Origin of the sequence: Calidithermus timidus DSM 17022, assembly GCF_000373205.1 — a bacterium.
In the GTDB taxonomy this organism is placed as follows: domain Bacteria; phylum Deinococcota; class Deinococci; order Deinococcales; family Thermaceae; genus Calidithermus; species Calidithermus timidus.
Genome location: NZ_KB890697.1, coordinates 247,124 through 265,655 on the forward strand (window position 1 = coordinate 247,124; position 18,532 = coordinate 265,655).

Sequence of the window (18,532 nt, forward strand, 5' to 3'; positions counted from 1 at the left end):
AAGCCTTGAACAGCTCCGGAAAATAAGCTCAGTTCATAGGCAGGCAACCTCCGGCACAGCGCCCGAACCCCCTCCGGATCACTGAACAACAGCGCGACCCGATCGGCTTTTCCCGGACCCAAGCGCAGCAGGGGTTCCTCCAGGCGACCCGCGTAAAACAGCACTTCATCCAAGTGATGCACAACTTCCACATTATCGCCTCTTGAGCCTGTTATGATTGAGTTCGTGAAAGTTGCACTCTTCATTGACGGTTCGTATATGTATAACGCCGCCAAACGGCTGGGTTGGAACGTAGATCACCGCCGGGTGATCGCCCAGTTCGGCCCCGCCGATGACCTCTATAACGCCTTCTACTACGCTCCCCTGACCGATCCGGACGACGAGCGCCAGCAGAAATTCCTCGACGCCCTCATCTTCATGGGCTACACCGTGCGCAGCCGGGAGGTACACGGAGAGCCGCGTTTCGAGGCGCTGTTGGCCACCGATGCCCTCACCACCGCCCCTCGCTGGGACCGCGCCATCGTGGCCACCGGAGCCAGCGAGTTGGCGCACACTTTCTCCGCGCTGCGGGCCATGGGCAAGGAGATCCACCTGCTGGGCGTACCCGAGCTCACCGACCTCGAGCTGCGCAACCAGGCCGACCGCTACCTCGACCTGCGCGAGATGCGCGAAGCCCTCGAGCGCCAGAGTGGCGGGCGGCGGATGTACCCCGCCATTGAATCTTTACCCGAGAACCAGGAGGAAACCCAGCCCACACCCGCTCGAGGGGTCTTCGACTCCCTCGAGGACGAGTTGTAGGCGCCCTATCCGTGAGAGCGCACTCCCTGACTGAGCTCCAGGCTCAGCCCAGCCGCCACGCCCTGGCCCTGGGTGTGCTTTTGCTGGCCCTCTTGTTGCTGTTCAGCCAGGGCCGGCCTCTGCCCCTGAGTGATCCCTGGCAGCGGCTGTCCCTGCGGCAAATCCTGGTGGGCCTTGAGCCCTCCCGCCGCGAGGCGATCGTGAGGGAGTACCTCTCGCTCAAGGCTTCAGCCCAGATCCTAACCGGGCACCCTGGCGCGAGGGCCGTGAGCCGCCTACTGCGCCTGGAGTTCTACAACCAAAGCCGCAATCGCCCTTCAGCCTTTGGCCGCCCCGAGGAGGCCCTGGCCGCCTCCAGACGCTGGCTCGAGGCCATCGGAGCGCTCAAGCGGGGCCAGCCCCCCGACACCCGAGACCTGCCGCTGGCCCTGGAGCGCGTGCTGCCCTACCGCCAGGAGATCGGCCAGGCGGCCCAGAGGCTGCATTTCCCCTCGGGGGTGCTCGCAGCAATAGTGGACAACGAGGAGTACGGCGGGGGTAAGGCTTTAGGCTTGTCGAGGGGAATTCGCTCCCTGGCCGACGGACTAGCCGAGAGCCTCAGCGAGAGCACCGGCAGCGCGGGACCGCTGTCGCGCACCCTGGGTCTGGCCCAGATGTCCTGGGAGGACGCGCTCAAGCAGCAGCGGCGCCTCAAGCGCTTCGCAGCCTGGCCCTATGCCAGCTTCCCACGCACCGAACTCGAGGCCCGCCAGGCCCTGGAAGATCCCGTCAAGAACCTGCTGCTTACAGCCTCGAGGCTGCGCGGCTATTTCAACGCGGCCCTGGGGCTTTCCTGGAGCAACACCCGCTATCTGGCCGGACACTGGCTCTACTACCTCGGCCCGGCCTGGCACAACTGGCCTACCGGAGCCCGGCAGCAAGCCACCTGGCCCTACGCCTTCCACGGTTTCTTCAAGGGGATGTTCTACCAAGCGCTGTTCGCGGTTCGCTAAAACGAACAACTGCCGCATAGGGCAGTTGTCGTCTTCGGGAAGGCTGGCTTCTAGCCCAACACCAGGGGCCTCAATAACGGTGGCGCTGCCCCCTCGCACCCGCCCAATAAGCGCAAATCCAGATGTCCCCTCGCCTTCCCTCGAAGCCCCACACCCCATATTGGATTGCATGGGCTGTCGAACTTCGAGGCGATGCTAGCGTAAGCACCGTTACAGCAGCGTTACATCGGCACGGGTCGTCGATGGCCATAGCGCTAGATGCGCTCGAGCCACTCCCCCGCCCTGCCCGGCGGTAGGACTGGCCATTCCCCCCGCAGCATATGGCGCTCGACCTCCGCGACAGCCTGGGTGGCCCGCTCCACCCACTCCGCCGGATAAAGCGGGGCCTTGGCTGCGAACTCCTCGAGGTCGAAAGCCTGGCAGCGGTGGTCGGCTCTGCACTTCACGTCGAGTTCAAGGTCGTACTGCCAGATGCGCTCGGGCTCGAAGCGGGGGGGAGTCTGGATGTTCCAGTAGTACTCGAGCACCCTACCCTCGGCGTCGAGGTCGGGGCCACCCGAGTACCAGCGCCCCTCGAAAAAGGCCACGTAAGCCTGGTGGTCCACGCGCAGCACCCGCCCTTTGCTTTCGTGGTGGAACTCGAAGCCCAGGGGCATGTACAGCAGCACCGCCCCCCCGCGCACCTCGCGCACCTCGGCCTCCCACCAGTAGTGCAGCCGCTCCTGGGGGTACTTCCAGAACTCCAAGCGCACGCGCTGGCCTGGCTCGTACACCTCAGCCCTCCAGCGAGGAACGAGGATCAGTGCGCAGCCGCCGGGGTCGGCGCCTCGTCGCGTTCGGAGGAGTGACCGGGGTTGACCTTGAGTTCGGGGTGAGCGTAGGCGGCGGCGTAGTTGGCCGCAATGGAGGCCTCACCAAAGCCCAAGCAGATCAACGGCAACTTGCCGTTGTAGCTCGCCACGTCGCCGCAGGCGAAGATGCCGGGACGGCTGGTGCGCATGGTCGAATCGAGCACTTTGATCTTCTTGTTGCCCTCCATCTCGAGGCCCCACGTCGCCAGCGGCCCCAGCTTGGAGAGGTAGCCGGCCAGGATGACCACCGCGTCCACCCCCAGCACGGTCTCCTCTTTGCTGACGTTGTTGAAGATCACCGCCTCGCGTACCCGCTCATCGCCGCGGATCTCCTTGAGTTCGTAGGGGGTGAGAATACGGACCTCCCCCGCCTCGGCAGCCTCGATCATCTGGTTGACGGTGGCGGCGTGGGCGCGGAATTGCTCGCGGCGGTGGATCAGGGTGACCTCGGCGGTATCTTTGAGGCCCAGCGTCCAGTCGGCGGCGCTATCGCCACCCCCCACGATCAGCACGCGCTTGCCGGCGAATTCGGCCTTGCTCTTGACCGCGTAGTAAACCCCCTTTCCCGTGAACTCAGCCTCGCCGGGGCAGCCCACCTTGCGCGGCTCGAAGGCCCCCACCCCCGCCGCGATGATCACCGCGCCGGTGGCGTAGGTGTGACCGCTGGAGGTGGTGATGTGGAAGTCGCCGTTTACCTCCTCGAGCTTCTCCGCCCGCTCGCCCAGGGTGTAGATGGGCTTGAAGGGCTCGAGCTGTTGGATGAGGTTGTTCACCAGGTCCTTGGCGAGAATCTTGGGGAAACCCGCGATGTCGTAGATGTATTTTTCGGGGTACAGGGCCATGAGTTGCCCCCCCGGCTCCGGCAACGGGTCGATGATCCGCACCGTGAGGTCGCGCATCCCCACATAGAACGCTGCGAAGAGTCCTGCCGGCCCAGCTCCGATCACGGTCACGTCGGTCCGCAACATGGTGAATAAGATAACACAAGGACTCCGGTTTGGTATACCGTAAATTCGCAGTACCCCCCCAACCCCTCTCCTCGCGGCTAAGGTGCGCGCTTCTCCTGACAAGATGCGCCCGCGCTCGCTTCCCGGCGGCAAAACAGGACGGCTGAAAGCCGCCCATTATGCCTTCACGCCGATAGTTTATGCAGCCTGCTGGGCCAGGTCCTCCAGGCCGCGGATGTTCTCGAGCACCAGTTTGCCGTAGCCGGACTTGATGTAGCCCTCGCGCGAGAGCTCGCCGATGACCTTGGTCACGGTCTCGCGCACCGAGCCGACCGCCGAAGCGATCTCGTCGTGGGTGGCGCGCACACCCACACGGCCACTGCTCTCGCGGAAGGCGATGGGGGTGTTGGAGAGCTCGAGCAAGGTGGCGGCGATGCGGTTCTTCAGGCGCTGGCCCGAGAGGCGCTGGATGGTGCGGTAGGTCTGGGTGAGCGCGTTCACCAGGTGCCGAGCCAGCTTCACGGTCTCCTCGGGGGTAAGCTCTTCCGGCGAAACGATGTCGATGCGGGTGCGGGTCACCGCCTCCGCGAAGTAGCTGCGCTCATCGCCCGAAAGCACTTCCTCGCCAAAGTACTCGCCCGGACGCGCGAAGCGCAACGTCAGGGCATTGCCCTCTTCGTCCACGCTCTGGAGGCGCACCAGCCCCTCGCGCACCCGGTAAAGCTTGTCCTTGGGGCCCGGCTTTCCGGGGTATAGGATGATTTCTCCAGCGTGGAAGCCGATGGTGTCAATGATGCTGTTTTGCATTTATTCATCGCCTCCTTGATCCATAGCTTAGTCCTTAAGTACCATTTTGTAAATAGATATGTTGATTATTTCCTGAGTCCTTGCTGAGACCGCCCAAGATCAGCATGCCGTCTTCAAGACCTTCTACGCGGCCAACCTGCCGTCGGATTTCCCTTTGAGCCTACCCGGTGGCCATCGAACGACTGGGGCCCTCTGGTGGGTCGGGCGACATCCGGACAGACGGGCCTCGAGGCCAGGAAATACAATGCTGGTGTGGTTACCTTACGCGATCTGTTCGCCCTGCTGGGTCGCGAAGCCCCGACCCTGCCGGTGCGGGGCGTGACCCATGACTCGAGGCTGGTCGAACCCGGCTTCGTGTTCGTGGCGATCCGGGGTGTTCCCCTGCAAAGTCGAGCGCCGCTGGACGGGCACGACTTCATCCCGCAAGCGCTTGAGCGCGGCGCCGTGGCGGTGGTCGGAACCAAAGAGCTAAAGCTGTCCGTCCCCTACTGCAAAGTGAGCCATGATCGGGCCGCCCTAGCCGACCTGGCCGCGGCTTTGTGGGGCTATCCAGCAAGGCAGCTCGAGCTGGCCGGGGTGACCGGCTCCAAGGGCAAGACCACCGTGGCGGTGCTGCTGCACCACCTACTCCAGTCGGCGCGGTCCCCGGTGGGGCGGCTCTCGACGGTGGGCGTCAAGATCGGCGCGGAAGAGCTGTTCCTCCCCGGCCACTTCACCACCCCCGAAGCCCCGCAGGTGCAGGAGGTGCTGCGGCGCTTCGTGGAGGCTGGGTGTCGGCAAGCGGTGCTCGAGGTCTCCAGCCACGCCATCGCGCTCGAGCGCGTGCGCGGGCTGGAGTACGCGGTGGGTATCTTCACCAATCTCTTCGAGGACCACCTCGACTTGCACGGCAGCATGGAGAACTACTTCGCCGAGAAGAAGAAGCTGCTCGAGCGCTCACAGTGGCGCGTGGTGAACAGCGACAACGGCTGGACCCGCCACCTGGCCGACGGGCCCAGCACCTGGAGCTACGGCTTGGCGGGCGACTGGCGGGCCGAGAAACTGACGGAGGGTGCGGGGGGGCTCGAGTTCGAGGTGTGCTCCCCCATCGGCTCGTTCGCGGTTCAGCTCCCCATGGTGGGGCGCTTCAACGCCGAAAACGCCCTGGCCGCCCTGGCCGCCGCCGCACGGATGGGCCTCTCGGTGGAGGAGATGCAGCGTGGCCTGGCCAGTTTCCCCGGCGTTCCTGGCCGGATGCAACTCCTGCAGGCCGAGCCCTTCCGGGTCATCGTCGACTTCGCCCACACCGGCGACAGCCTGAGGGCTGCGCTCAAAACCCTGCGCCCCACCACCCGTGGCCGCTTGGTGGTGGTGATCGGAGCGGCGGGCAACCAAGATCCCAGCCGCCGCACCGGCATCGGCCAGGTGGCCGCCGAACTGGCCGACTTCGCCATCTTCACCGAAGAAGATCACCGCAGCGAGAACCTGGGGGCCATCCTGCGAACCATGGCCCAAGCCCACGGCGATCCCAGGCGGCACGTATGCATCGGCGACCGGCGGTCAGCCATCCGCCATGCCGTCGAAAACGCCCGATCCGGCGATACCCTGCTGTTCTCGGGCAAGGGGCACGAGCGCACCCTCGAGCGCGGCACCGAGACGATCCCCTGGAACGAGGTGGAGGAAGTGAGGGCTGCACTGCGCGGGTATCGGGTTCAAGGGGATGGGTAAAGGGAGGCGTGGGGCTCGTGCCAAGGCGCCTTGCGTTCCCCTGGCAGTAGACTTATATCCATGCACCGCGACATCCTCGTCCGCTGGCTGGACGAATTTCTCAAGAGCAGGGAGATCACCCAACAAATGCGCGACCCCTCGCTTAACGGGCTCCAGGTCGAAGGGAACGAGCAGGTTCACAAGGTCGGCGCAGCGGTAGATGCCGCCCAGGCCACCATCGACAAGGCCCGCGAGCAAGGCGTGGACTTCATGATCGTGCATCACGGACTGTTCTGGGGCGGGGCTATGCCGGTGGTGGGCATCCACAAGCGGCGCCTCGAGGCCCTCTTCCAGGGGGGCATCAGCCTCTACGCCTCCCACCTGCCCCTCGACGTGCACCCCGAGGTGGGCAACAATGCCGTGATCGCCCAGGCTTTGGGGCTGCAAAACCTCGAGCCCTTCGAGGTGGGGTTCATCGGCAGCTTGTTCCGGCCCCATACCCTTTCCGAGATCGGCGACCGACTGGGCCAGATCACCGGGATGCAGTGCCTCATCCACCAGGGCGGCCCCAACGAGGTCACCCGGGTGGCGGTGATCTCGGGCTCGGCCTCCGACTACGTGGCCCAGGCCAAGGCCGCCGGGGCCGAGTTGCTCATCACCGGCGAGCCCAAGCACCAGAACTTCCACCCCACCTTCGAGCTGGGCATGAACGCCATCTACGCCGGGCACTACGACACCGAGACCTTCGGCGTGAAGGCCCTGGCCGAGCGCATCGAGCGCGAGTTCGGGCTGCCTTGGGTCTTCCTCGAGCACCCCACGGGGCTTTGAATGGCGGGGCTGTTCATCAGCTTCGAGGGGCCCGAAGGTGCGGGCAAGAGCACGCAGGTGCGACTGCTGGCAAAGTGGCTGCGCGCGCAGGGCCGCGCGGTGCTCACCACCCGCGAGCCCGGCGACGGCGGCGCGGTGGGGGCTGAGATCCGCCGATTGCTGCTGCACCACCACGACATGACCCCCGAGGCCGAGTACCTGCTCTACTCCGCCGACCGCGCCGAGCACGTGCGCACGGTGTTGCGCCCGGCCCTCGAGCGCGGCGAGGTGGTGCTGTGCGACCGCTACCTCGACTCCTCGCTGGCCTACCAGGGCTACGGGCGCGGGCTGCCGCTGGAGTGGCTGCGGGCGGTGGCCGAGGGCGCGACGGGCGGGCTCAAGCCCCACCGCACCTTTTTGCTCGACCTACCGCCCGAGGTGGGGCTGCGGCGCTTCGACAGTCGCGACCGCCTCGAGCGCGAGCCCTTAGCGTTCCACCATCGCCTGCGGCAGGGCTACCTCGAGCTCGCCCGCCTCGAGCCCGAGCGCTTCGTGGTGCTGGATGCCACCCAGAGCGTGGAGGCCATACAACAAAGCCTGCGTTCATCTTTGGTCCCTATGCTGTAGCCATGCGCCGCCTGATCCTGTTCGTCTGTCTGACCCTGCTGCTGGGGGCTTCGGCCTCCGTGACGGCCCACGAGGGCAACGGCTCGGTTCCCGTCTACGGCTTCAAGCTACTCAAGATGTATCCCCACGACCCCACCGCCTTCACCCAGGGGCTCATCTACCACGATGGCTTCCTCTACGAGGGAACCGGGCTCAACGGGCGCTCAGAGATCCGCAAGGTGGACCTCCAGACCGGCAAGGTGCTCCAGCGCCAGCCCCTCCCCTCGGAGTACTTTGGGGAGGGCATCACCCTGTTCGAGGGCAAGATCTACCAGCTCACCTGGACCAGCAAGAAGGGCTTCATCTACGACCTCGCCACCTTCAAGCAGACCGGCACCTTCAGCTACGCCACCGAGGGCTGGGGCCTGACCCACGACGGCCACCAGCTCATCATGAGCGACGGCACCGACCGGCTGTTCTTCCTCGACCCCAAGACGCTCAAGCCCGTCCGCACCGTCAAGGTGACGGCAGGGGGCGAGCCGGTGGTGCGGCTGAACGAGCTCGAGTACATCCAGGGCCTCATCTACGCCAACGTCTGGCAGACCAACCGCATCGCCATCATCGACCCCAAGGACGGGCACGTGGAGGCCTGGATCGACCTCAGCAGGCTCGCCATGCTCATCACCAAGGCCGACGTGCTCAACGGCATCGCCTACGACGAGCAGGGCAAGCGGCTGTTCGTGACGGGCAAGCTGTGGCCCTATTTGTTCGAGATCGAGCTGGTGAGGTAGGTGGTAGCTATCGGCTATGGGCTATCCGCGAATTACCCCTTGACCCCGGTGAGCACCACCCCCTCGATGATCTGGCGCTGGAAGATGAAGAACACGATGAGCACCGGGATCACCGCGAGGCTGCTGGCCGCCATGATCAGGTGCCAAGCGGTACCCGCCTCGCCCGAGAAGAGCGCCACGCCCACGGGCAGGGTGCGCATTTCGGGGGTCTGGATGATCACCAGCGGCCACAAGAAGGCGTTCCAGTTGCCCAAAAAGGTGAAGATACCCAGCGCCGCCAGCGCCGGGCGCACCAGCGGGAAGGCCACCCGCCAGAACACCCCGAACTCGCTCAGGCCGTCGATGCGGCCCGCGTCGAGCAGGTCGCTGGGCAGCGACTCGAAGAACTGGCGCATGAGGAAGACGCCGAAGGCGCTGAGGAGGCCGGGGAACAGGATGCCCCAGAAGGTGTTGACCCAGCCGTAGTCCACGCTCATGACGTACCAGGGGATGATGAGCATCTCGGTGGGCACCATCAGCGTGGCCAGGATCGTCACGAAGATCAGGTTCTTGCCGGGGAAGCGCAGCTTGGCCAGGGTGTAACCCACCAGGCTGTCGAAGAACAACACCGAGACGGTGGTGAGGCTCGCTACGACCAAGCTGTTGAGGAACCAGCGGGGGAACTGGGTGCCAAAGAGCACCTCGCGGTAGTTCTCGAGCGTCGGCTCCCGCGGTAGCCAGCGCAGCTCGAAGAGCTCCTGGAAACTCTTGAGCGAGGTCAGGATCATCCAGACGAAGGGAAAGACCATGGCCAGAGCACCCAGCGTCAGCAGGGTGTAGACGAAGAAGGAGGAAAGGCGTTTATTCATCTCGGGTACCCCGCGCCGGCCCTTTCCCCTCCCCTACCTGGCCGCCTGCCGGGCTGGTGGTGGCGAACATCAGTACTCCACCCTCCGCGACAGCAGCCGCAGTTGGACCAAGGTAATGAGCAGGATGATCCCAAACAGCAGCACCGTGATGGCCGCTGCGTAGCCCAAGTCGAAGCGCCCAAAAGCCTGCTGGTAGATGTACAACGCCACCGTGAGCGTGCTGTGGAGGGGCCCGCCCTGATCGGTGAAACTGAGGTTGACCACCTGGGTAAACAGTTGCAGGAAGCCGATGGTGCCGATCACCGCCGAGAACACCATCACCGGGTTCAAGAGCGGCAGCGTGATGTGGCGGAAAAGCCGCCAATCATCGGCCCCGTCGATGCGGGCGGCTTCGTAGTAGTCGCGGGGGATGTTCTGCAAGCCTGCCAGGAACAGCACCACCTGAAAACCCAGGTTCTGCCAGACCACCACCGCCGTCACGGTGGGCAGGGCCAGGCTGGGGTTGCGCAAAAAGTCCTGCGCCGGGAGCCCAAGCAGCCGCAGCAGTTCGTTGACCACGCCGAAGTTGGCCGAGAGCATCCAGCTAAACACCCAAGCCACCGCCACCGCCGGGGTCACATAGGGTGCGAAGTAGATGGCGCGGAACACGTCGCGCAGCCGCTCGCGGGTCACGGCGTTGAGCAGCAGGGCGATGCCCAGCCCCAATACCAACTGAGCCGGCACCCCGATGAGGGTGTAGAGCAGGGTGTTGCGCAGCGAGCGGGCAAGGAGGGGATCCTGGGCCATCTGGGCGTAGTGCTCGAGCCCCACAAAAACCCGCTTGCTGGGGTCGGCGTTCCAGTCGTACAGCGACAGCCACAACGCCTGGAAGGCAGGCCAGATACGGATGAAGAGGAAGAAGGCCAGCGGGATGAGCAGGAAGGTATAAGCCCACAGGGCTTCGCGGGCAGCCAGACTGAGCTGGAATCGCTTCATAGGAAGGCTTCGGGATGCAGGGGAACGGGGCCTCCGACCCCGTTCCCCTCAACCCTGCTCTACTTGTAGAAACCGTCGAGGATCTTCTGTTCCTCTTCCGCCGCCATCTTCCACGACTGCGCGGGGTCCATGTTCTGCAGGAGCACCCGGTTGATGGCGTTGACGATCACCGTGCGCTGGGCGGCTTCGTCCACGAAGGGAGTAGCCTTGGCATAGGAGAGGCTGAGGATGAAGGGCCCGTAGACGGGGTCGAGCGAGAGCTTGGGGTCTTTGATCAGCTCCTTGCGGGCGGGAAGCTCGCCCACCTTCTCCAACCAGTAGCGCTGCGCCTCCGCCGAGGTGATGAAGTTGAGGAACTTGACGCTGGCCTCGAGCTTAGGCCCCTTGGCCAGCGGGGTGATGCCGTGGAGCCAAAAGGAGCCGAAGTTGGCCTTGCGCCCCCCGGCCTTCTCCAGCGGCAGCTCGGCCACGCCCCAGTTGAACTTGGCCCCGCTGCGGATGGTGCCGATGGCAAAGGAACCATCGATGATCATGCCGATCTTGCCGGCGATGAAACCGTCGCGGTAGCCGTTGTTGCCGGGGAAGAAGTTGGGAATGCCGATGCCATGCTTCTTGACCCAGTCGGTGTACATGGTGAAGGCCTTGAGCCCCTCAGGCCCCCCAAAGAGCACCTTGCGCCCGTCGTCGGAATAGGGCCGCCCGCCCATCTGGCGCAGCAGCACCTCGCGCACGAGGTGGTGGTCCTGCCCGTCCGGGGAGATGCCATAGCCGATCTGGGTGTAGCGGTCGCCCTGCTTGACGGTGAGCTTCTTGCCGGCCTCGATGAACTCGGCCCAGGTTTTAGGGGGCTTGCCGATGCCCGCTTGCTGGAAGAGGTCCTTGTTGTAAAACAGCGCCAGGCTGCGCACCGCGGTGGGCAAACCGTAGTACTTACCGTCGATCTTGGCGCTCTGGGCCATGCTGACAAATTCGCTGTCGATCTGCTTGGGGTTGATCAGGCTCTCCGGCAGCGGAACCAGGTAACCCGCTTTGACCCAGGTGGGCAGCCAACCGTAGAAGAGGTTGACCACGTCGGGGCCCTGTCCTGCTGGGATGGAAGAACCCACCTTCTGCTGGTAGGCGTCGTAGGGGAAAGTCTGATGCACGACCTTGATGCCCGGATTGGCCGCCTCGAAGCGCTTGATCAGTTCGTCGATGGCCTCGATCTTGCTCTTGAAGTCGTACTGCCAATAGGTGATGGTCACCTGGGCCTGAGCGCTCATCAGCCCGAAGGCCAGCAAGCTCACCCACAACGCTCGAGCGTGAATGAAAGATCTGAGCATGAGGAATTCCTCCTTGCGCAAGCAGAAGCTTTAGGTCGAAACCTGCGTGCCCAGTTTACCGCCTTAGCCCCAAGGGATCACAAGTACACTCCCTCACATTGCGCACAAGCCGGAGGCAGGAAGCGGTAAGCCACCATCCGTCAAAGCGTTTTGCGTCTGGCATACGACTGACGCCCGGCCATCGGCCACCAACCCACCTCACCGCGTCGGAGCCGTCTGGTTGAGCGTTTGCAGGTTCCGCAAGTCGAGCAGGTAGTTGCCATCGGCGGGCAGCAGCACAGTGTTGATGCCAGGCGCGAGCTTCTCGGCCACGGTGAGCTGGATGACCTCGGGGGAGCGGCGCAGGGCCTCCCCACGCAACTGGATGGCCCGCGCTTCGCCTTCGGCCTTTAAGATGGCCGCGTCGCGCTCGCCCTTGGCCTGAACCACCGCCCGCTGAGCGTCGATCTCAGCCTGGCGGCGGCGATTCTCCGCGACCTGGACCTGCTGCTCGGCGGTCTGCTTCTCCTCGATGACCTTGGCCACCGACTGGGGAATGTCGATGCGGCGTAGCAAGACCGAGACCAGCTCGACGTGCTGGGCGCCCAGGTCCTCGGAGAGCTCGCGGGTGACGGCGGCCTCGAGCTGGGTGCGTTGGGTACTGATGAGGTCAGCGGCGTTGAACAGGCCCACCGCGTCGCGCACCTTGCTGCGAATCTGGGGCACCACCAGGGTATCGACGTAGCCCGGCCCCACATTTTGATGCAAAAGCGCCGCCTCGCCGCGCTTGATGCGGTACTGCACGGTCACGTCTACCCCGATCTCTAAGCCTTCCTTGCTGCGGGCGGTGATGGCCTCCTCGCTGGGACCGGGTTGCCGCGTGCCGGGGGTGGGCATCGCCAGCGTCACCTCTTTGAGCCGTGCGTCGTAGAGCACCACGCTCTGGATGCCGGGAATCACGATGCGAAAGCCCTCGCCCAGCGGGGTGGGCTGCACCCCGCCGAAGATGTTGAACACCACCCCCACGTGCCCGGCGGGGATCACCACGAAGCTCTGCGACAGCACGGCGGCTACCAGGCCCACGATAGCGACCACGCCGCCCAGGCTGCGCCGCCCAGGTTGAACCAGCAAAACGATCCCGAGGATGAGCAGGGCAATGCCGATGAGTGTTAGCATGTTTTCCTCCTCAGCCCTCAGAATACGGGAGCAAAACGCGTTGACCCAGATAAACTACTCCCGTGAACCACACTCCTGCCGAGACGCTGCTGCGCATGTACTACGACCGCTTCAACGCCCGCGACGTCGAGGGCTTCCTCCAGCTCCTCAGCGACAACGTGGTCCACGAGATCAGCCAGGGGCCTGTCGAGCGGGGCAAGGAGGCCTTCCGGGCTTTCCTCGAGCGCATGAACCGCTGCTACCGCGAACGGGTTTACGACCTGATGGTCATGGTGAGTGCCGATGGCAGCCGCGCCGCCGCCGAGTTCATGCTAGAGGGAGAATACCTCCAGACCGACGGCGATCTCCCCCCGGCCCGCGGCCAGAGGTACACCCTACGGGTGGGAGCCTTCTTCGAGTTCGAGAGCGGCAAAATCGCCCGCGTCTCCAACCACTACAACCTCCAGGACTGGATCGCCCAGGTGTCCCAATGAGCCTACAGCTTCTGGTACTCAGCGCAAACGAGGTCGAAGCCTTTATCCCCGAGCTGGCACGGCTGCGCATCGAGGTGTTCCGCGAGTTCCCCTACCTCTACCAGGGGAGCCTCGAGTATGAGCGGCGCTACCTCGAGAAGTTCCTCCACCTCCCCCAGAGCACCCTCATCGTCGTGCAGGACGATGGCCGGGTGGTGGGGGCTTCCACCGCCCTGCCCCTCTCACAGGCCGAAGCGGAGTTCCAAGAGCCCTTCCGCCAGGCCGGGCTCGAGCCCGCCGAGTGGTACTACTTCGGGGAGAGCGTGCTCGAGCGCCCCTATCGGGGCCGGGGCTTAGGGGTGGAGTTCTTCAGGCAGCGCGAGGCCAGGGCCAGGGCGCTGGGTTACGCCAACACCACCTTTTGCGCGGTGCTGCGCCCCGCCGACCATCCCCGCCGCCCCGCCGACTACCGCCCGCTCGACGCCTTCTGGGAGCGCCAGGGCTACCGCAAGCGCCCCGACCTCCTCGCCCACTTCAGCTGGCAGGACCTCGATGAGGCCCAGGAAAGCCTCAAACCGATGGTGTTTTGGGTCAAGAACTTCCGATAAGCTATCCCCATGCCGCACCCCTTCGACCAGCTCAAGCTCGAGGAGGTCAGGGGCTCCCACTCGGTCAAGTGGAGCCTTTTTCCTCAAGACGTGCTGCCCCTGTGGGTGGCCGACATGGATTATCCCATCGCCGAGCCCATCGTGCAGGCCATTGGGGCCAGGCTTTCCAAGCGCATCGGCTACCCGCAAGGCGCGGGCGATCCCGAGTTGCTCGATGCGATCATCGCCAAACAGGAGCGCATGGGCCTCAAGGGTTTGCAGCGGGAGAACCTGTGGCTCACCAGCAGCGTGGTGCCGGGCATCTACGCCAGCGTACTGGCCCTGAGCAGCGTGGGCGAGGAGGCGATCACCCAGGTACCGGTCTATCACCCCTTCCTGCTGGCGCTGAGCGACTACGGGCGGGTGACTAAAGCCAACCCCATGCAGCCAGGCCCTTCGGGGTGGGAAATCGACTTCGAGCAGCTAAAGAGCCTGGTCACTCCGGCTACCCGTTTGCTGATGCTGTGCAACCCGCAAAACCCCACCGGACGGGTGTTCACCCGCGGCGAGCTGGAGCAACTGGCCGAGTTCGCCCTCGAGCACCGCCTGTGGGTGATGGTAGACGAGCTGTGGGCCGACCTGATCTACGAGGGAGAGCACGTCCCCTTCGCCTCCCTCTCCGAGGAAATCGCCCAGCGCACCGTCACCCTCACCGGCCCCTGCAAAGCCTTCAACACCGCCGGGCTGGGGGGCGGAGTGGCCATCAGTCACAACAAGGCGATCTTAGAGCGCATGCAGAGCGTCAGCAAGGGCGTAGGGGGACACCCCAACGTGCTGTCGATGGCGGCCTGGTTGGCGGCCTTGCAACACGGCCAGCCCTGGCTCCAGGAAACGCTGGCCTACCTCAAGGCCAACCGCGACTTCCTGAGCCGCTTCCTGGCCGAGAGGCTACCCGAGGTGAGGTACGTCCCGCCCCAGGCCACCTACCTCGCCTGGCTGGACTTCCGGGCGCTGGGCCTGGAGGACCCTCACAAATTCGCACTCGAGCAGGCCAGGGTGGCCCTCAACGACGGCGTGATCTTCGGGGAGGGATTCAAAGGTTATCTGCGGCTCAACTTCGCCACCAGCCGACCCCTGCTGCAGGAGGCCCTGGAACGCCTGGCAGGGGCGCTGAAGGGGTCGATGATCGATCGCCAAGGGCACTAATACGACCGCTGAAGCGCCTTCAGTCCCTGTCCCTCGAGCCAGCCTACCAGCCAGGCCACCGCCTGCTGCACGCCCTTGGTCACCAGCGGGGCCCCGAAGCGGCTGATGCCCACGTATAGCCCGTGGGTGCTGGGGCGGGCCTCGAGCAGCACATCCTGGGTGAGATCTTCCTCCTCGAGGTGGGTGAGGAAGAGGTAACCGCCGCCGAGCTCGCGTGCGGCCTCCAGCAGCACCGCCGTGCCGCCGTCGAAGCGGATGACCTGTTTGTCGAAGGACGTGAGTTCGGGCAGGGTGCCCTCCATCAGGGCGTGGGCCATTTCAAACCTCTCGAGCAGGGGCCAGGGTTCGGGGTCTTCGCCGGTCTTGGTGAAGACCGCGTGGTAGAAGCTGCGGCCCTGTTCCTTCCACTTCAGGGCGTACTTGGTCTGCAAATGGTGTTCGGGCGGGGGCGGGGTCTCGACGGCGAAGAGGCCGCTGGCACGGGCTTCGGCCTGGGCAAATTTCCAGTATTCCTCGTGGTCGGTGGTCAGCAGCAAGGTGCCACCCTCCGCGAGCCGGGTGGAGAGGCGGCGGAAGAAGGAGCGTTGCAGCAGGCGGTTCTCCTCGTGCTTGGCCTTGGGCCAGGGGTCGGGGAAGTTGACGTAGACTCGGCTCAGGCCGCGCAGGGGAACGAGGTTGCGCAGGGCAAAGCTCGCCTGGCCGTGATACAGTCGCACGCTGGCGATGTTCTCCCGCCGCAGCCGCTTGAGGGCGCGGGCCACGCTGGCCGCCGAGATCTCCACGCCCAGGATGTTCCACTGCGGGTGGCGTCGGGCGATCTCGGCGGTGAAGCGGCCATCGCCGTGGCCGACCTCGAGCACCAACTCCCCTTCTCGGCCCCAAACTTCGGCGGGGGAAAGGGGAAAATTCAGGGTCCCAGGACGCAGCAGCAACACGCTTTCACCTTCGCGAAAAAACGCCAAAGGTTTTTGGCCTTCGGCGTTCGGAAGTGCCCTTGGCTTGTTTTCCCTCACCTGGGGCCCCCACAAGAAGCGTTCGTCCGCATGCCAATGGAAACGCGAAGCTTCTCGTGGGGGGCTTAGGCACTGGGCAGATCAGTCCACCAGCTCGACGAGCGCGAGCTGGGTGCCGTCGCCCCGGCGACGCTCGGCCAGCTTGAGCACGCGGGTGTAGCCGCCCGGACGGGAGGCGTACTTGGGGGCGATCTCGTCGAAGAGCTTGCGCACGAGCTTGGGGTCGTGCAGGTCGCGCAGCAGCAGGCGGCGCAAGTGGTTGCGTTGCGAGACGGCCTTGAGCTCCTCGGGGGTGGCCATGCGCTCGCCTTCCTTTAGGGGACGGGGCTTGCCATCCTTGTCGAGGGGCTTGGTGAAGCGCACGCCCTCGGGCACGCTGAGGGTGGGGGCCTTCTTGGCGGTGTTGATCAGGCTATCCACGAAGCCGACGAGCTCCTTGGCCTTGGGGATGGTGGTGGTGATGCGACCGTGCTCGAGCAGCGCCTTGGCCTGGTTGCGGGCCAGGGCCACGCGGTGCGACGAGCTGCGGTTCAACTTTCGTCCAGACTTGAGGTGGCGCATGTTCTAAACTCCTACTCTCTGAGATCCAGCCCATGCTGCATCAGCACAGCCTTGATCTCTTCGAGGCTGCGCTCACCGATGCCGGGCACTTTCTTGAGTTCGCGTTCGGACAGGGCCAGCAGGCTCTCCACCGACTCGATGCCTTCTTCCTTGAGGTTGTGCAGCACACGGGTGGTGAGGCCCAGCTCGTCGAGGGTCAAACCGGTGGAGGGCACGGCGGGTTTGCTGGGGCTGCCGGCCTCGCGGGAAGGGGTGGTGAAGGCAGAAGCGCTCAGCGAGGCCGCCGGCTTCTCCTGGGCCCTGATCACCGGGGACTGGTCGAAGAAGCTGAGCTGATCGCGCAGAATCCCCACTGCCTGCTGGAGCACCTCCATGGGGGAAACCGAGCCATCGGTCCACACCCGCAGGGTGAGCTTGTCCAGGTCGGTACGCTGTCCCAGACGGGTGTCTTCGACCTGGTAAGCCACGCGCTTGACGGGGGAGTAGTGCGCGTCCACGGGGATCGAGGAGATGCGGTCCTTGATGCCGTGGCGCTCGGCGGGCACATAGCCCACCCCCTCGTCCACCCGCACTTCCAGCACCAACTTGGCCCCAGCGCTCAGCGTGGCGATGTAGAGGTCGGGGTTGATGATCTCGGCGTCGGAGGGCACCTCGAGGTCGCGGGCGTAGACCTCCTTAGGGCCCTGGGCGCGCAGGGTGAGGGTCTTGGTGCCGGGGGCGTGGAACTTAACCACCAGCTCCTTGAGGTTGAGGATGATCTGTACGACGTCTTCTTTGACCCCGTTGATGGTGGAGAACTCGTGTAGAACGTCCTCAATGTAGACGCTGGTCACGGCGGTGCCGGGAATCGAAGACAGCAGAATGCGGCGCAGCGGGTTGCCGATGGTCACGCCAAAACCCCGTTCCAGGGGCTCGAGCACGAACTCGCCGTAATTCCCCTCGATCCGGGCGTTGAACACCGGAGCCTTGGTCTTTGTGCTTTCCAAGATCAGACCTCCTTGGGAGGCGCGGATAGCGCGGCTATCGGCTACCTCGAGTAGAACTCGATCACGAGCTGCTCGTTGACCGGGATGGATAGGGCCTCACGCTCGGGCACCCGCAGGAAGCGGCCCTTCATGGTATCGGGGTTGAACTCCAACCAGGGGAAGGACTTGCGGCCCTTGAAGCGCTCGACGTTGGCCTGGATGAAGGCCAGCTTCTTACCCCTCTCGCTCACGGCGATCTCGTCGCCCTGCTTGAGGCGGTAGCCGGGCAGGTCCACCTTCTGACCGTTGACCAGGATGTGGCCGTGGCGCACGAACTGGCGGGCCTGGCGGCGGGTGGAGGCGATACCTAAGCGGAAGACCACGTTGTCCAGGCGGGACTCGAGGAGCTGGAGGAAAACTGTGCCGGTCACGCCCTTCTTGCGGCTGGCCTCCTCGAAGAGGTTGCGGAACTGCCGCTCGCCCACCTCATAGATAAAGCGCAGCTTCTGCTTCTCACGCAGACGCACGGCGTAGTCGGAGGGGCGGCGGGTTTTCTTCTGCCCGTGCTGACCGGGCGAGTAGGGGCGGCGGTCGAGGTACTTCTGGACCTTCTCGGTCTCGGCTACGTTGATGCCCAGCCGACGGGCGATTTTGACAACAGGACCTGCGTAACGACCCATCGTTCAATCACTCCTTAGGCGATCTTGCGGAATTTCTTGCGCGGACGGCAGCCGTTGTGGGGGGTGGGGGTGTCGTCGACGATGGAGCGAACCTGAATCCCCGAAGCCTGCAGGGCGCGGATGGCCTGCTCGCGGCCCGCGCCGGTGCCCCGCACCACCACATCCACGCTGGTCATGCCAAAGCCCTGGGCCTTCTTGGCGGCGTCCATGGCCGCGAGCTGGGCGGCGTAGGGGGTGCCCTTGCGGCTGCCCTTATAGCCGATCACCCCACCCGACGACCAGGTCACGGGGTTGCCGTCGGCGTCGGTGATGGTAACGATGGTGTTGTTGTAGGAGGCGTGGATGAACGCCCGCCCACTGGTCACATGACGCTTGACTTTCTTCTTGCTTGCCTTCTTCGGTGCGGCCATACTCTCCTCGGTTGCACCCACGTTGAGCGAAGCTTCGTTCCGCCGGAGGCTGTTGCGACTTGGGTGCGCCGGG

Annotated in this window: 21 protein-coding genes; 9 read left to right on the forward strand and 12 right to left on the reverse strand. The window is 64.9% G+C overall.

What is annotated here, in order from left to right; genetic code table 11:
• Nucleotides 1–225: 225 nt before the first annotated feature.
• Entirely contained in the window at nucleotides 226–798 is a 573-nt protein-coding gene (locus tag B047_RS0110205) for a LabA-like NYN domain-containing protein (protein WP_026234795.1), read from the forward strand.
• Nucleotides 799–809: 11 nt separating this feature from the next.
• Entirely contained in the window at nucleotides 810–1,790 is a 981-nt protein-coding gene (locus B047_RS16680; protein ID WP_018466865.1) for a hypothetical protein, read from the forward strand.
• A gap of 254 nt (nucleotides 1,791–2,044) precedes the next feature.
• On the opposite strand, the gene B047_RS0110215 is transcribed toward B047_RS16680, so the two are convergent.
• From B047_RS0110215 to B047_RS0110225, 3 genes are all read right to left on the reverse strand, one after another.
• Entirely contained in the window at nucleotides 2,045–2,563 is a 519-nt protein-coding gene (locus tag B047_RS0110215) for a ribonuclease FAU-1 family protein (protein ID WP_018466866.1), read from the reverse strand.
• A 26-nt stretch (nucleotides 2,564–2,589) separates the two neighbouring features.
• Complete coding sequence (locus B047_RS0110220) at nucleotides 2,590–3,609, reverse strand: NAD(P)/FAD-dependent oxidoreductase (protein ID WP_018466867.1); 1,020 nt, start codon at nucleotides 3,607–3,609, stop codon at nucleotides 2,590–2,592.
• Nucleotides 3,610–3,786: 177 nt separating this feature from the next.
• Entirely contained in the window at nucleotides 3,787–4,395 is a 609-nt protein-coding gene (locus B047_RS0110225; protein ID WP_018466868.1) for a helix-turn-helix domain-containing protein, read from the reverse strand.
• A gap of 252 nt (nucleotides 4,396–4,647) precedes the next feature.
• On the opposite strand from B047_RS0110225, the gene B047_RS0110230 reads away from it, so the two are divergent.
• The 4 genes from B047_RS0110230 to B047_RS0110245 are packed head-to-tail and all read left to right on the forward strand — an operon-like array spanning nucleotide 4,648 to nucleotide 8,285.
• Nucleotides 4,648–6,102: a UDP-N-acetylmuramoyl-L-alanyl-D-glutamate--2,6-diaminopimelate ligase gene (locus B047_RS0110230; protein WP_018466869.1), complete on the forward strand. Its 1,455-nt coding sequence runs from the start codon at nucleotides 4,648–4,650 to the stop codon at nucleotides 6,100–6,102.
• Between the two features lie 60 nt (nucleotides 6,103–6,162).
• Nucleotides 6,163–6,909: a Nif3-like dinuclear metal center hexameric protein gene (locus B047_RS0110235; RefSeq protein ID WP_018466870.1), complete on the forward strand. Its 747-nt coding sequence runs from the start codon at nucleotides 6,163–6,165 to the stop codon at nucleotides 6,907–6,909.
• Nucleotides 6,910–7,515 carry a dTMP kinase gene (gene tmk, locus B047_RS0110240; RefSeq protein ID WP_018466871.1) on the forward strand — a complete coding sequence of 202 codons (606 nt, stop codon included), beginning with the start codon at nucleotides 6,910–6,912 and terminating at the stop codon, nucleotides 7,513–7,515.
• Between the two features lie 2 nt (nucleotides 7,516–7,517).
• Complete coding sequence (locus B047_RS0110245) at nucleotides 7,518–8,285, forward strand: glutaminyl-peptide cyclotransferase (protein ID WP_018466872.1); 768 nt, start codon at nucleotides 7,518–7,520, stop codon at nucleotides 8,283–8,285.
• A 32-nt stretch (nucleotides 8,286–8,317) separates the two neighbouring features.
• On the opposite strand, the gene B047_RS0110250 is transcribed toward B047_RS0110245, so the two are convergent.
• From B047_RS0110250 to B047_RS0110265, 4 genes are all read right to left on the reverse strand, one after another.
• The gene (locus B047_RS0110250) at nucleotides 8,318–9,133 is read right to left on the reverse strand and encodes a carbohydrate ABC transporter permease (RefSeq protein WP_018466873.1); all 816 of its coding nucleotides are present in this window, start codon (nucleotides 9,131–9,133) and stop codon (nucleotides 8,318–8,320) included.
• A 69-nt stretch (nucleotides 9,134–9,202) separates the two neighbouring features.
• A complete protein-coding gene (locus B047_RS0110255; protein ID WP_018466874.1) occupies nucleotides 9,203–10,108 on the reverse strand; it encodes a carbohydrate ABC transporter permease in 906 nt (301 codons plus the stop codon).
• A gap of 59 nt (nucleotides 10,109–10,167) precedes the next feature.
• On the reverse strand, nucleotides 10,168–11,430 hold the full coding sequence (locus tag B047_RS0110260; protein ID WP_026234796.1) for an extracellular solute-binding protein: 1,263 nt from the start codon (nucleotides 11,428–11,430) through the stop codon (nucleotides 10,168–10,170).
• A 198-nt stretch (nucleotides 11,431–11,628) separates the two neighbouring features.
• On the reverse strand, nucleotides 11,629–12,585 hold the full coding sequence (locus tag B047_RS0110265; RefSeq protein ID WP_018466876.1) for a prohibitin family protein: 957 nt from the start codon (nucleotides 12,583–12,585) through the stop codon (nucleotides 11,629–11,631).
• A 62-nt stretch (nucleotides 12,586–12,647) separates the two neighbouring features.
• On the opposite strand from B047_RS0110265, the gene B047_RS0110270 reads away from it, so the two are divergent.
• From B047_RS0110270 to B047_RS0110280, 3 genes are read left to right on the forward strand one after another with little or no spacing between them, the layout of a single operon-like run.
• Nucleotides 12,648–13,058 (forward strand): ketosteroid isomerase-related protein, encoded by a 411-nt coding sequence (locus B047_RS0110270; RefSeq protein ID WP_018466877.1) that lies wholly within the window; start codon nucleotides 12,648–12,650, stop codon nucleotides 13,056–13,058.
• Nucleotides 13,055–13,645, forward strand: coding sequence for a GNAT family N-acetyltransferase (locus B047_RS0110275; RefSeq protein ID WP_018466878.1), 591 nt, complete (start codon nucleotides 13,055–13,057; stop codon nucleotides 13,643–13,645). The genes B047_RS0110270 and B047_RS0110275 overlap by 4 nt, the downstream gene beginning before the upstream one ends.
• Before the next feature lie 9 nt (nucleotides 13,646–13,654).
• Nucleotides 13,655–14,830 (forward strand): MalY/PatB family protein, encoded by a 1,176-nt coding sequence (locus tag B047_RS0110280; RefSeq protein WP_018466879.1) that lies wholly within the window; start codon nucleotides 13,655–13,657, stop codon nucleotides 14,828–14,830.
• Here B047_RS0110280 and trmB read toward each other — a convergent pair.
• The 5 genes from trmB to rpsK all read right to left on the reverse strand — a co-directional run bounded on the left by trmB (nucleotide 14,827) and on the right by rpsK (nucleotide 18,459).
• Complete coding sequence (gene trmB, locus B047_RS0110285) at nucleotides 14,827–15,762, reverse strand: tRNA (guanine(46)-N(7))-methyltransferase TrmB (protein WP_026234798.1); 936 nt, start codon at nucleotides 15,760–15,762, stop codon at nucleotides 14,827–14,829. The two genes, B047_RS0110280 and trmB, sit on opposite strands and share 4 nt — an antisense overlap.
• A gap of 162 nt (nucleotides 15,763–15,924) precedes the next feature.
• Entirely contained in the window at nucleotides 15,925–16,404 is a 480-nt protein-coding gene (locus B047_RS0110290) for a bL17 family ribosomal protein (protein ID WP_018466881.1), read from the reverse strand.
• 11 nt (nucleotides 16,405–16,415) lie between these two features.
• Nucleotides 16,416–17,390: a DNA-directed RNA polymerase subunit alpha gene (locus B047_RS0110295; protein ID WP_040779668.1), complete on the reverse strand. Its 975-nt coding sequence runs from the start codon at nucleotides 17,388–17,390 to the stop codon at nucleotides 16,416–16,418.
• Nucleotides 17,391–17,431: 41 nt separating this feature from the next.
• Nucleotides 17,432–18,049: a 30S ribosomal protein S4 gene (rpsD, locus tag B047_RS0110300; RefSeq protein WP_018466883.1), complete on the reverse strand. Its 618-nt coding sequence runs from the start codon at nucleotides 18,047–18,049 to the stop codon at nucleotides 17,432–17,434.
• 14 nt (nucleotides 18,050–18,063) lie between these two features.
• Nucleotides 18,064–18,459: a 30S ribosomal protein S11 gene (gene rpsK, locus B047_RS0110305; RefSeq protein ID WP_018466884.1), complete on the reverse strand. Its 396-nt coding sequence runs from the start codon at nucleotides 18,457–18,459 to the stop codon at nucleotides 18,064–18,066.
• Nucleotides 18,460–18,532 lie beyond the last annotated feature (73 nt).